This is a genomic window from Streptomyces sp. NPDC001599, from assembly GCF_042893535.1.
Lineage (GTDB): Bacteria > Actinomycetota > Actinomycetes > Streptomycetales > Streptomycetaceae > Streptomyces.
In genome coordinates, this window is sequence record NZ_JBIAVA010000010.1 from 279,498 (window position 1) to 291,170 (window position 11,673).

Consider the following 11,673-nt stretch of genomic DNA (forward strand, 5'->3'; position numbering starts at 1 on the left):
TCCGCCGTGCTGACGATCCACGCCTGCGAATCCTCACCCGAGACGGCCGTCGTGGTCGACGGCGCGCACATCGCCGCCGTCGGCCCGTACGAGGCGCTGGCCGCCGATCACCCCCGGGCGCGGGTGCGCCGGTGGCCCGGCATCCTGACGCCCGGACTGCTCAACCCGTACGGCCCGGAACTGCTGGAGCAGGCGTACCACCCCGACCCGCGCGAAGCGGACCGGCTGGGCACGGAGCCGATCTTCGGGGAGCGCGGGCTCGCGCTCCTCGGTGCGGACGCGTCCGCGCGGGGCGCCAGCGCGCGCCGAGGGGTACAACGCATGCTGGCGCACGGCACCGTCGCCGTCGCCGGTGAGCTGCGAAGCCGCGCGGCCCTGGACGCGGTGCGCGGAGCGGGGCTCGCCCTGGCGGGGCGTCCGGCCTCCCTGCCCGGGCCCGCGTCCTTCTCGCCGGTGCCGCTGGTGCTGCTTCCCGCCCTCGCCCCCGGGAAGCCCGCCCGGTTCGCGGTGTTCGACGTGTCCGACCGGGCCGCGCTCGTGCGGGAGGGCGCGTCCACGTGTGTGGCCACCGTCGTGGGCGGTCGTCTGGTGTACCGGGGGCGCTGAGCGCGCGGTCCCGCGGGGCTCGTCCGACGTCCCGGCCTACGCGCCGAACGCCGTCCCGAACGCCCCGTCCTCCTGCGCCACGCCGCTGCACGCGGTGAGCGCGTCGGTGGCCGGCGCGTCCTCGGCGCACCGCTTGTCCCGGAACGCCGCCCACATCGACACCCAGGCGATGCCCTTCTCCTCGGCGAAGGCGCGGACCTCGGCGGCGTCCGCGAGCGTGAAGGTCTCACCGGCGACGTCGTTGACGCCGAGCATCGAGGTGAGGGCCATGCCCCGCCAGGCGTCCGCGTCGGAGGTGCCGAAGACCTTCCGCAGCTGGGTGTGTGCGGCCTTGGCCGAGGTGACGGCGTAGTCACCCATGTCGTCGGTGTACGACTCGCCGTAGTTCATGGTCATGAGGTTGACCGTGGAGACCTGTACGCCGTGGTCGTTGGCCGACGCCAGCAGTGCAAGGCCGTCGGTGTCCAGGCCCGAGGGCATCACCGGGAGGGTGAAGGAGACCTCCAGGCCGTCCCGTTGCTCCTGGAGCAGCGCGATCGCCTCCGAGCGCAGGGCGACGGAGCCGGCGTCGGTCAGCGCGTCGCCCTCGATGTCGAAGTCCGCCCGTGTCGAACCGGCCGCGTCCAGGGCGGTGCCGTACGCCGCCGCGAGTGCCGAGGCGCTGTCGCAGGCCGCCGCCAGCTCTGTGCCGGAGGCGCCGCCGAAGGAGACGCGGACGGTGGCGCCGGACTCCGTCAGCTTCGCGACGCGGGAGGCGACGGAGGCGTCGTCGATGTCCTGGACGCCGTTCCAGCGGGGGGTGCAGTCGCCGTCCGAGGACGAGATGACGAACGCCAGGTTGTACGCCGTGGGGGAGCCCGCCGTGTCGGTGCCGGAGGCGGTGGTGGCACTGACGTAGGGGGCGTAGGCCGTGGTCGGCGCGGACGAGCCGGACGGAGACGCGGGGGCCGCGTCCGTGGTGCCGTCCTGTCCGGCGCAGCCCGCGGTGGCCAGGGTGAACAACAGGGCGCACCCGGCTGCCGCGTTCCGGTGAACCCTCATGAGCGCACGCTCCCGTTCTCGTCCGTGGTCGTCGTCGGACCAGTGAAGGTGTCACGCCTACCTGGGCCTTCGCTGAGGAAAGGGCGCCGTTCGGTGTCATCTCCCAGGAAACGGACAGGAATCGCCGCTTTTCACCGGGATCTCTCAAGGAACTGCCAGTTCGCGACAGGCAAGGCTCCTTAACGTCCGGGGCATGCAATCCGAGCCTGTCACCGCCTCCCGAGCCGCCACGCGCGGTCGACGTCGCAAACGCGGCACCGCGCCCGCCGGGGGGCCCGTGTTCGTCGACGGCACCGGACGCCGGGCCCGGCTGCTGCGCCGGCTGGGCCTGCTGGTGGGACTCGTGTGCGTCGGCTACACGGCCGTCCTGGGCCTGGCCTTCATGGGCGTCGGCATCTCGGTCAACCCGTCCTCGCTGCTGCCCTTCGGGGGCGACGGCGGTGGTGGGGGACCGGAGAGCGGCGCCGGTCCCGGCGGCGGCACACGTCCGCAGGGCGGCGGTGTCGCCCCCACGGGTGTCCCGCCGAGCCTCGCGCCCTCCGATTTCCCCAGCGCGGTCCCCGGTACCGGTCCCGCCGCTGCCACCACCGCCCCCACCGACTGACCGGACGCCCCCACGCTCATGACCATGCCCACCTCACCCCCCACCCCGCCCGCGCGGGGCCGCCGCCGTGCCCCCTCCCGGATGGAACGGGCCGCCGGCCGGGCCGCTGCACTGCAACGCCCGCGCGTCCTCCTCGCCCTGCTCCTCCTGCTCGCGCTGACCTGCGTGATGCTCCTCGACGGCTATCTGCGTGCGGAGGTCGGCGGCGACCAGCGCGTACGCACCGGAGCCTCGGCGAGCGACGTCCCCGACGACGTGCTCGACGGCGGGCCGATCCTGTCCTTCCCCGGCGGACGGGCCACCACCGTCTCCGTCCCGGACAAGACGATCGTGCTGACCTTCGACGACGGCCCCGACCCCACCTGGACGCCGCAGGTGCTGGAGATCCTGGAGAAGTACGACGTGCCCGGCACGTTCTTCCTGGTCGGCTCGATGGTCTCGCGCCACCCGGGGATCGTGCGGGACATGGTCGAGCAGGGCAACGAGGTGGGCGTCCACACCTTCACCCACGTCGACCTCTCCTACCAGAGCCAGGCCCGCGTCACCCGCGAGATCGAGCAGACCCAGCTCGCCCTGGCGGGTGCGGCCGGCATCACCACCACGCTGTTCCGGGCGCCGTACTCCTCCCAGACGGACGCCATCGACAACTACAGCTGGCCCGTCTACGAGAGCCTCGGCGAGGACGGCTACACCAGCGTCTTCATCGACACCGACAGCGACGACTGGAAACGGCCCGGCGTCTCGAAGATCGTCGAGTGGGCGACGCCGGAGGACGGCGAGGGGGCCTCCGTCCTCTTCCACGACGCCGGGGGCGAGCGGTCGCAGACGATCGAAGCGCTGCCGAAGTACATCGAGAAGATGAAGGCGAAGGGCTACACCTTCACCACGGTCAGCGGTGTCATGGCCGATCAGCAGCCGCAGCAGGCACAGCAGCCGCAGCAGGCACAGCAGTCGCAGCAGTCGCAGCAGCAACCCGTAAGCGGGCTCCAGGCCGCCCACCACAGGGCCACCGGCGCCACCCTCTACGAGGGCAAGGCGCTGATCGCGGCCGTCGCCGTGGCCGAGTGGACGGTTCCCGCGCTGTCGGTCGGGCTCGTCGTCGTGGGCGTGGCCGTCATGGGCCGGTTCGCGATGATGCTGCTGCTCGCCCGCCGTCATCACCGGCAGCGCAACAGACGCCGGTTCGGCTGGGGCCCGCCCGTCACCGGGCCGGTGAGCGTGATCGTCCCGGCGTACAACGAGAAGGAGTGCATCGAGGCGACGTTGAGGTCCCTCGCGCGCAGCACGCACCCCGTCGAGATCATCGTCGTGGACGACGGGTCGACGGACGGCACGGCCGAGATCGCCGAGTCCCTGGGGCTGCCGGACGTCCGGGTCGTGCGGCAGGCCAACGCGGGCAAGCCCGCCGCCCTCAACAACGGCGTCCGCCACGCCCGGTACGGCATCGTCGTGATGATGGACGGCGACACCGTCTTCGAGCCCGACACCGTACGGCACCTGGTGCAGCCCTTCGCCGACCCCGGCGTCGGCGCGGTCGCGGGCAACGCCAAGGTCGGCAACCGGCGCACCCTCATCGGCGCCTGGCAGCACATCGAGTACGTGATGGGCTTCAACCTGGACCGGCGCATGTACGACCTGCTGCGCTGCATGCCGACCATCCCGGGCGCGATCGGCGCGTTCCGGCGTGAGGCCCTCCTCCAGGCGGGCGGCATGAGCGACGACACCCTCGCCGAGGACACCGACATCACCATCGCCCTGCACCGCGCGGGATGGCGGGTGGTCTACGAGGAGCACGCCCGCGCCTGGACGGAGGCGCCGGGGTCGCTCGGCCAGCTCTGGTCACAGCGCTACCGCTGGTCGTACGGCACGATGCAGGCACTGTGGAAGCACCGCCGGTCGCTGACGGACAGGGGCCCGTCGGGCCGTTTCGGGCGGGTCGGGATGCCGCTGGTGGTGCTCTTCCAGGTGGTCACGCCGGTCTTCGCCCCGCTCATCGACGTGTTCACCGTCTACTCGATGCTGTTCGTCGACTTCCGCGCGGCGCTCCTCGCGTGGCTCGCGGTGCTGGGCGTGCAGCTGGTGTGCGCGGCGTACGCCTTCCGGCTCGACCGGGAGAAGTACCGGTATCTGCTGATGATGCCGCTCCAGCAGCTGGCGTACCGGCAGATGATGTACCTCGTCCTCATCCACTCCTGCGTCACCGCCCTGACCGGCGGGCGGCTGCGCTGGCAGAAGCTGAGGCGGACCGGCGAGGTGGGGACGCCGACGGGGACCCCGGGGACCGGCTGATGGGGGCGCACAGCAAAGGCGCCGGACGTACTGCGCGGGCCGTGCGCGCCGAAGGGGGTGCCCCGGCGCTGGGCCGGGACCGGTACTTCGACGTCCTGCGCGCCCTCGCCCTCGTCCGGGTCGTCGCGTACCACGCCTTCGGCTGGCCGTGGGCGGGGCTGGTCTTTCCTTCCATGGGCGTCATGTTCGGGCTGGCCGGCACCCTGATGGCGCGCTCGCTCCAGCGGCCCGCGGCGGCGGTGCTCAGGAGCCGGCTGCGCCGCCTGCTGCCGCCGTTCTGGTGCTGGGGCCTGTTCGTGGTGGGGGCGATGCTGGCGCGCGGCTGGATGCCGGGGTGGCAGATCGTCTACTGGGTCGTGCCGCTCGGCGACCCGCCGGGCAGCGCGTGGGGCGAGCAGGCCTGGGAGATCCTCTGGTACCTCAGGACGTATCTGTGGTTCGTCCTGCTCTCCCCGCTGCTGCTGCGGGTCTTCCGGCTCGCGCCCGTGCCGGTGCTGCTGCTGTCCCTCGCGCCGGTCGTGGCGTTCCACTTCCTCTGGCGGCCGCCGGAGAACCGCTTCGGCACCGGGCTGCTCGACCTCGCCACGTACCTCTTCTGCTGGATCCTCGGCTTCGCGCACCGCGACGGTGTGCTGGCCCGCCTGAGACCGGCCGCGGTCGTCGTCCTGTCGCTCGCGGCCCTCGCCTGCGGCGCCTGGTACGCCTTCGCGCACCGGGGCGAGTACGGCACCTACGATCTCGACGACATCCCGCTCGCGCAGGCCTTCTGGTCGGCCGGTTTCGTGACGCTGCTGATGTACTCCAAGGCGCGGCTCGGGGTCGGCCTCCCGGGGCTGGTCCGGCTGCGGCGGCTGGACCGGCTGGTGACGGTGTTCAACGCCCGCGCGGTGACGGTCTACCTCTGGCACGAGCTGGCCCTCGTCCTGGCCGTGCCCCTGATCGACCGGTTCTGGGACGTGCCCGCCTTCGCGGCGTACCTGCCGCTGGAGAGCCAGTGGTTCCTGCTCGGGGTGGGCTGGGTCCTGATCGCGGGGTTCGTGCTGCTGTTCGGGTGGGTGGAGGACGTCGCCGCGCGGAGGAGACCACGCCTGCTGCCGTGAGCCGTGAGCCGTGAGCCGTGAGCCCTAAGCCGTGAGCCGTGAGCCGGGGGCTGCGGCTCCGGGGCGCGGGGCGCGGGGCGGGGCGGGGCTGCAACAATGGGCCCGTGACCCGCGCTTCCCTGAACAAGCAGCCGCACGAAGTCGCCTCGATGTTCGACCACGTCGCGGAACGGTACGACCTGACGAACGCCGTGCTCTCGCTCGGCCAGGACCGGGCGTGGCGCAAGGCGGTCGCCAGAGCCGTCGACGCCCGCCCGGCGCAGAAGGTCCTGGACCTGGCGGCCGGCACGGCGACCTCGTCCCTCCCCTTCGCCCGCACCGGCGCCTACGTCGTCCCCTGCGACTTCTCCCAGGGCATGCTCCAGGTCGGCAAGGAACGGCACTCCTGGCTGCCGTTCACCGCGGGCGACGCGACGCGGCTGCCGTTCAAGGACGACGTCTTCGACGCCGTCACCATCTCCTTCGGGCTGCGCAACGTCCAGGACACGGACGCCGCGCTGCGCGAGATGTACCGGGTGACGCGGCCCGGCGGCCGGGTCGTCATCTGCGAGTTCTCGCACCCGACCTGGGCGCCGTTCCGCACCGTCTACACCGAGTACCTGATGCGCGCCCTGCCGCCGGTGGCCCGCGCGGTGTCGTCCAACCCCGACGCGTACGTCTACCTCGCCGAGTCCATCCGGGCCTGGCCCGACCAGCCGGCGCTCGCCGAGCGGCTGGGCAAGGCCGGCTGGTCCAGGGTCGCGTGGCGCAACCTGACGGGCGGCGTGGTGACACTGCACCGCGGGTTCAAGGCGGGCTGAGGGCGGCGCAGTAGGAGGGCGGTCCCCCCGGCTCCGCCAGCTCCCGGCCAAGCCCGCCCGGCGGAGGAAGCGGCACACGCGGCTCGCGGACGCCCCCGCCGCCCTCACCCTCCCCGAAGTCGAACCACACGTACACCGTCGACTCCCGGAGCACCTGTGCCCCGGGCCGCGGATACTGGCGTACGACGTGGTCGACAACGGCGGCCCGGAGGTCCGGCCGGTCCGGCGCGTACAGGGACAGGCCCTGTCCGTGGGCGGTCTCGTACGCGTCCACGGCCATGAGGCCGACCAGGCGCGGTACGAGGACATCGGGTTTCTCGGATACCAGGCGCACGGACGTCACCCCCAGCGGTACCCGGCAGAGTAGCGCCGCCGGGCACCGCCCGGAAGCGTCAAGTGGCTGAATGTGACAGTTGGTTACTCTGAGTCATTTTCGGGTCTCGCTACCGGTGCAGGTCGAGGCGGTAGCAGTGCCCCCGCTGCTCGGAGGAAGGGTCCGAGGGCGGGTTCGAGGGCGGGATCGTGAAGACCTCGGCGAGCCGCATGCCCAGCCGCTCCGTGACCGCGATGGACCGGGCGTTGCGCGCGTTGACCATCGCGACCACCTCCGCCACACCCGCACCGCGGACCCGCTCCAGCGTCTGCCGCGCGGCCGCCGTGACATATCCCTTGCCCCAGTGCGCCCGGCCGAGCCGCCAGCCGATCTCGATCTCGCCCTTGGGACCCCAGTCCCCCGGCCACGGCTGGGCGCCGGTGAACCCTATGACCTGCCCGGACTCGTCCACCATGGTCCACAGGCAGAAGCCGTGCTCGGCGTCGTGTCGGCGCTGGCGGGCGGTCAGCTCCTCGTAGACGGACAGCTCCGCCGCCCTCCCGCCGTGGAACTCCATGACGTCCGGGTCGTCGAAGATCCGGTGCCAGGCGACGGCGTCCTCGTCGGTGGGGACGCGCAACCGTACAACGGGGAGAGGTCGCTTCACTGGGCAGCCCTTCAGCCGGGTGATCGGTGACGCTGAATAGACTGCCCATGACCAGTGCCGGTCGGCACGCAGATTCCGAACTTGGGGAGATCCCGCCGTGACCGTCGAGACTGAGCCGCTCTCCGAGAACACCGCCGACGTCATCGTCGTGGGCGCGGGGCCGGCCGGCTCCACGACCGCGTACCACCTGGCCAAGTCGGGACTCGACGTCCTGCTGCTGGAGAAGACCGCTTTCCCCAGGGAGAAGGTCTGCGGCGACGGCCTGACCCCGCGCGCGGTCAAGCAGCTCGTCGCCATGGGCATCGACATCTCCGAGGAGGCCGGCTGGCTGCGCAACAAGGGCCTGCGCATCATCGGCGGCGGCTCGCGCCTCCAGCTGGACTGGCCGGATCTCGCCTCCTTCCCCGACTACGGACTCGTCCGCAAGCGCGACGACTTCGACGAGCAGCTCGCCCGGCAGGCCCAGAAGGCAGGCGCCCGGCTGTACGAGCGCTGCAACGTGGGCACGCCGATCGTGGACGACCGCACCGGCCGCATCACCGGCGTCCACGCCAAGCTGGGCGAGGACAAGCGCGAGGTCACCTTCCACGCGCCGCTGGTCGTGGCCGCCGACGGCAACTCCACCCGGCTGTCCCTGGCGATGGGCCTGCACCGCCGCGAGGACCGCCCCATGGGTGTCGCCGTCCGCACCTACTTCACCTCGCCCCGCCACGACGACGACTACCTGGAGTCCTGGCTGGAGCTGTGGGACCGGCGCGGCCCGCAGGACCGCCTGCTGCCCGGCTACGGCTGGGTCTTCGGCATGGGCGACGGCACCTCCAACGTCGGCCTGGGCGTCCTGAACACCTCCGCCGCCTTCAAGGAACTCGACTGGCGCGAGATCCTCAAGGCCTGGTGCGCGTCCATGCCCGAGGACTGGGGCTACACCCCGGACAACATGACCGGCCCGATCCGCGGTGCCGCGCTGCCCATGGCCTTCAACCGCCAGCCCCACTACACCAAGGGCCTGCTCCTCGTCGGCGACGCCGGCGGCCTGGTGAACCCCTTCAACGGCGAGGGCATCGCCTACGCCATGGAGTCCGGCCAGATCGCCGCCGACGTCGTCGTCCAGGCCCACGCGCGGGCGACGCCGGCCCAGCGCGAGATCGCCCTGCAGCGCTACCCGCGCGTCCTGAAGGACACCTACGGCGGCTACTACAACCTGGGCCGCGCCTTCGTGAAGCTCATCGGCAACCCGAAGGTCATGCAGATCGCGACCCAGCGCGGCCTCACCCACCCGATCCTGATGAAGTTCACCCTGAAGATGCTCGCCAACCTGACGGACCCGACGGGCGGCGACGCGATGGACCGCATCATCAACGGACTGAGCAAGGTCGCGCCGAAGGCGTGAACCGAGGGCCCGGTCTGAGACCGGGCCCTGAGGCCGGGCCGAGCTTTGAGGCCGGGCCGGGCTCTGAGACCGGGCCCGGAGAGCAAGCCCGAGGGCCGGTCAGGCGGCGAAGGCCGCGGCGTTGGCGGCCCGGCGCGCGAAGACCTCCTCGCGCCGGTCCGCCGACTGCCGCAGCGCCGCCTTCCGTTCCCGGCCGGAGAGCCGGTCCAGGTAGACGTGCCCGTTCACGTGGTCGGTCTCGTGGGCGAGGCAGCGGGCGAAGTAGCCGGAGCCCTCGACGAGGAGCGGCACGCCGTCCTTGTCCAGACCGCGCACGACGGCCCGGTCGGGCCGCGGTACGGCCATGACGGCGCCCGGCACCGACAGGCACCCCTCGCCCTCGTCGAGCAGCCGGCGCGCGGCCGGGTCGAGGGCGTCGAGGACAGGATTGACGATGTGTCCGACATGTCGGACACCGTCGTCGTCCGGGCAGTCGTAGACGAACAGGCGCAGGTCGACCCCGACCTGATTGGCCGCCAGTCCGGCCCCCTCCGCGACGTACATCGTGCGGAACATGTCGTCGATGAGCGCGGCGAGGTCGGGCCCGAACTCCGTGACGTCCCGGCACGGCCGGTGCAGCACTTCCTCGCCGACCTCGGTGACGCGCCGCACCGCTCCGCGCCTGGCCTCGGGCGCGAACGGGGGGTAGGAGGCGGTGGGCCGCCCCTGGACGAAGACACTCGGCATGACGTTCTCTCCTTCGGCTCGTGGACGGGCCGGTGGGAACCGGCCCGCGCCGAGCATGCCAGGACAGGACGGAGGGCCGCAGCCCCCGAGCGGCTGCGGCCCTTTCGCGCGTGTAGCGGGTGGGTGCGGCTTACAGCACGCGCACCGCGCCGCTCGGCGGGTCGTAGGAGAGCGGCCTCTCGACGACGCCCGTGGAGGAGTTCTGCGCGCCGACGAACATGCCGCCGCCGACGTAGACACCCACGTGGTACGCGCTGCCCGCGCCGCCCCAGTAGAGGATGTCGCCCGGCTGGAGGTTGTCCAGGCCGACCTGGGTGCCGGCCGTCGACTGCGCCTGGGAGACGCGGGGCAGGCTGATGCCGACCTGCTTGAAGGCGGCCTGCACGAGACCGGAGCAGTCGTAGGCGGACGGACCGGTGGCGCCGGAGACGTACGCCTTGCCGACCTGGGCCTGCACGAAGGAGACGACGGCGGCGGCCGAACCGGTCGCCGTGGACGTGCCGGTGCTGGTGCTGCTGCCGGTGCCGGTGGAGGAGCCGGTGTCCGAGGATGCGCTCAGGGTGGTGCGCTCGGCGGCGCGCGAGGCGCGCTGGGCGGCCTCCTTGCGCGCGGCGTCCGCGGCCTTCTTCCTGGCGTCCGCGGCCTTCTTCTTGGCCTCGGCGAGGTCCGCCTTGGCCTGCTTGGCGGCCTTGGCGGCCGCCGCGTCACGCTCGGCCTGCAGCTGGTAGCTCGCGGCCGCCTGCTGCGTGACGTCCGCGGACTGGGCGACCTGAGCGGCCAGGTCGGCCGTCAGGGTGGGCAGTTCGAGGGTCTGCGTCACGGGTTCGGCCGCGTGGGCCGCCCCCGACGCACCGGCCACTGCCAGGGTGCTGAGGACGCCACCGGCAACTCCGGTCCGCATCGCGATCGTCGACGCGCTGCGGCGGGGCTTCCGGTGGCTGCGTATGTGAGCGGTGTGGGACATAGGGACAACCGGTATCAGTAGCTCCTCCATACCTTCAAGAAACGTGTGCTGCGCCACAGTTGTTCAATCGGGCCGCCGAATCCCGGGCGTGTCGCTCTTTATTGACGCCGTAACGGACATAGTGGACGGGCTGTAACCGGCCTGTGATCACGGTCTTTGATCGTTACGCCCGAATTGCCCCGCGCTTACCACTTGTTGGGACACTTGGCCAAGCCCGGTTCTCAGACGTCTCTCATGAATGTGGCGCAGGTCACGGAACGGTTACCCCAGCGGGCGCGTCCGTCGCGTGCGGGGTGCGCCGCTCGAGCCGTAGTGGCCGTCGTGGCCGTCGCGGCGGTGGCGCCGGTGCGCGTCGCCGCTCGTGAACGCGTGCACGTGTCCACACCGCCCCCCGGTCCTCCCTCTCATGTGTGAACGCCTCCTCTATCAAGGGCAGACGTCCAGCGCCAATTTGCATGCAAGGGAACCATCTTGATATGGAGACGCACCCTGCTCGGGCCCTCTGGCCAGCGACGACGAGCGAAAATGTCACCTCTGGTGATCAGGTGAACGCTTCTTGTGTGAAGATCACCGCTCATCCGACTTCATGATCGTTCGTCAGGTGGTGGAGATCACAAAGCTTGTGCAATACCCCGTGTCGCAGATCACAGAGCGTCGGGCATAGGATGCGAGGCAGTTGGGCTTGTGACCTGCTTCACATGTTCGCGATCTTCGTCGGGACGGGCGGGGCTCGTGGGGCTGTTGGGGCGGCTGTGAGTCCAGTGCAACCGCCAGCAGTCAGTGCCGACTGAGAGGAGCGAGGAGCGGTGAACGCGTATGCGCCCATCCTCGTACTGGGAGCCCTCGGGGCAGGCTTTGCGATCTTCTCCGTGGTGATGGCCACGCTGATCGGTCCGAAGCGGTACAACCGGGCGAAGCTCGAGGCCTACGAGTGCGGCATCGAGCCGACCCCCACGCCGGCCGGCGGCGGGCGCTTTCCCATCAAGTACTACCTGACGGCGATGCTCTTCATCATCTTCGATATCGAGATCGTCTTCCTCTACCCCTGGGCCGTCACCTTCGACGCCCTGGGGATTTTCGGGCTCGTGGAGATGCTGCTCTTCGTGCTCACCGTCTTCGTCGCGTACGCGTACGTATGGCGGCGCGGCGGCCTGGAATGGGACTGAGGGGCCT

The 11,673-nt window shown here is 71.4% G+C and carries 12 protein-coding genes; 7 read left to right on the forward strand and 5 right to left on the reverse strand.

The window, feature by feature from the left end; all coding sequences use genetic code 11:
* The first annotated feature begins 6 nt into the window (after positions 1 to 6).
* Positions 7 to 606 carry a hypothetical protein gene (locus ACFYZ3_RS25900; RefSeq protein ID WP_388522184.1) on the forward strand — a complete coding sequence of 200 codons (600 nt, stop codon included), beginning with the start codon at positions 7 to 9 and terminating at the stop codon, positions 604 to 606.
* 36 nt (positions 607 to 642) lie between these two features.
* Here ACFYZ3_RS25900 and ACFYZ3_RS25905 read toward each other — a convergent pair whose 3' ends face one another.
* Positions 643 to 1,647 carry a chitinase gene (locus tag ACFYZ3_RS25905; protein WP_388522187.1) on the reverse strand — a complete coding sequence of 335 codons (1,005 nt, stop codon included), beginning with the start codon at positions 1,645 to 1,647 and terminating at the stop codon, positions 643 to 645.
* 193 nt (positions 1,648 to 1,840) lie between these two features.
* On the opposite strand from ACFYZ3_RS25905, the gene ACFYZ3_RS25910 reads away from it, so the two are divergent.
* The 4 genes from ACFYZ3_RS25910 to ACFYZ3_RS25925 all read left to right on the forward strand — a co-directional run bounded on the left by ACFYZ3_RS25910 (position 1,841) and on the right by ACFYZ3_RS25925 (position 6,440).
* Positions 1,841 to 2,251 carry a hypothetical protein gene (locus tag ACFYZ3_RS25910; RefSeq protein WP_388522190.1) on the forward strand — a complete coding sequence of 137 codons (411 nt, stop codon included), beginning with the start codon at positions 1,841 to 1,843 and terminating at the stop codon, positions 2,249 to 2,251.
* A gap of 18 nt (positions 2,252 to 2,269) precedes the next feature.
* Positions 2,270 to 4,540, forward strand: coding sequence for a bifunctional polysaccharide deacetylase/glycosyltransferase family 2 protein (locus ACFYZ3_RS25915; RefSeq protein WP_388522193.1), 2,271 nt, complete (start codon positions 2,270 to 2,272; stop codon positions 4,538 to 4,540).
* Positions 4,540 to 5,640 carry an acyltransferase gene (locus tag ACFYZ3_RS25920; RefSeq protein WP_388522196.1) on the forward strand — a complete coding sequence of 367 codons (1,101 nt, stop codon included), beginning with the start codon at positions 4,540 to 4,542 and terminating at the stop codon, positions 5,638 to 5,640. Before ACFYZ3_RS25915 ends, ACFYZ3_RS25920 begins: the two co-directional genes overlap by 1 nt.
* Before the next feature lie 104 nt (positions 5,641 to 5,744).
* The gene (locus ACFYZ3_RS25925) at positions 5,745 to 6,440 is read left to right on the forward strand and encodes a demethylmenaquinone methyltransferase (RefSeq protein ID WP_388522199.1); all 696 of its coding nucleotides are present in this window, start codon (positions 5,745 to 5,747) and stop codon (positions 6,438 to 6,440) included.
* On the opposite strand, the gene ACFYZ3_RS25930 is transcribed toward ACFYZ3_RS25925, so the two are convergent.
* Positions 6,427 to 6,774, reverse strand: a complete 348-nt coding sequence (locus ACFYZ3_RS25930; protein WP_388522202.1) for a PASTA domain-containing protein — start codon at positions 6,772 to 6,774, stop codon at positions 6,427 to 6,429. The genes ACFYZ3_RS25925 and ACFYZ3_RS25930 overlap by 14 nt on opposite strands.
* 109 nt (positions 6,775 to 6,883) lie before the next feature.
* Complete coding sequence (locus ACFYZ3_RS25935; RefSeq protein ID WP_388522205.1) at positions 6,884 to 7,420, reverse strand: GNAT family N-acetyltransferase; 537 nt, start codon at positions 7,418 to 7,420, stop codon at positions 6,884 to 6,886.
* A gap of 97 nt (positions 7,421 to 7,517) precedes the next feature.
* Between ACFYZ3_RS25935 and ACFYZ3_RS25940 the strand changes: the two genes are divergently transcribed.
* Positions 7,518 to 8,810 (forward strand): geranylgeranyl reductase family protein, encoded by a 1,293-nt coding sequence (locus ACFYZ3_RS25940; protein WP_388522208.1) that lies wholly within the window; start codon positions 7,518 to 7,520, stop codon positions 8,808 to 8,810.
* Between the two features lie 99 nt (positions 8,811 to 8,909).
* On the opposite strand, the gene def is transcribed toward ACFYZ3_RS25940, so the two are convergent.
* Together def and ACFYZ3_RS25950 are read right to left on the reverse strand one after the other, a co-directional pair.
* Positions 8,910 to 9,536, reverse strand: a complete 627-nt coding sequence (gene def, locus ACFYZ3_RS25945; protein WP_388522211.1) for a peptide deformylase — start codon at positions 9,534 to 9,536, stop codon at positions 8,910 to 8,912.
* 130 nt (positions 9,537 to 9,666) lie between these two features.
* Complete coding sequence (locus tag ACFYZ3_RS25950) at positions 9,667 to 10,500, reverse strand: C40 family peptidase (RefSeq protein ID WP_388522214.1); 834 nt, start codon at positions 10,498 to 10,500, stop codon at positions 9,667 to 9,669.
* 806 nt (positions 10,501 to 11,306) lie between these two features.
* Between ACFYZ3_RS25950 and ACFYZ3_RS25955 the strand changes: the two genes are divergently transcribed.
* On the forward strand, positions 11,307 to 11,666 hold the full coding sequence (locus tag ACFYZ3_RS25955; RefSeq protein WP_003974383.1) for an NADH-quinone oxidoreductase subunit A: 360 nt from the start codon (positions 11,307 to 11,309) through the stop codon (positions 11,664 to 11,666).
* The last annotated feature ends 7 nt before the right edge of the window (positions 11,667 to 11,673 follow it).

Coding starts and splice junctions, on each gene's coding strand:
- ACFYZ3_RS25905 (WP_388522187.1), bottom strand. CDS start 1,647: ATGAGGGTTCACCGGAACGCGGCAGCCGGGTGCGCCCTGTTGTTCACC.
- ACFYZ3_RS25910 (WP_388522190.1), top strand. CDS start 1,841: ATGCAATCCGAGCCTGTCACCGCCTCCCGAGCCGCCACGCGCGGTCGA.
- ACFYZ3_RS25915 (WP_388522193.1), top strand. CDS start 2,270: ATGACCATGCCCACCTCACCCCCCACCCCGCCCGCGCGGGGCCGCCGC.
- ACFYZ3_RS25920 (WP_388522196.1), top strand. CDS start 4,540: ATGGGGGCGCACAGCAAAGGCGCCGGACGTACTGCGCGGGCCGTGCGC.
- def (WP_388522211.1), bottom strand. CDS start 9,536: ATGCCGAGTGTCTTCGTCCAGGGGCGGCCCACCGCCTCCTACCCCCCG.
- ACFYZ3_RS25950 (WP_388522214.1), bottom strand. CDS start 10,500: ATGTCCCACACCGCTCACATACGCAGCCACCGGAAGCCCCGCCGCAGC.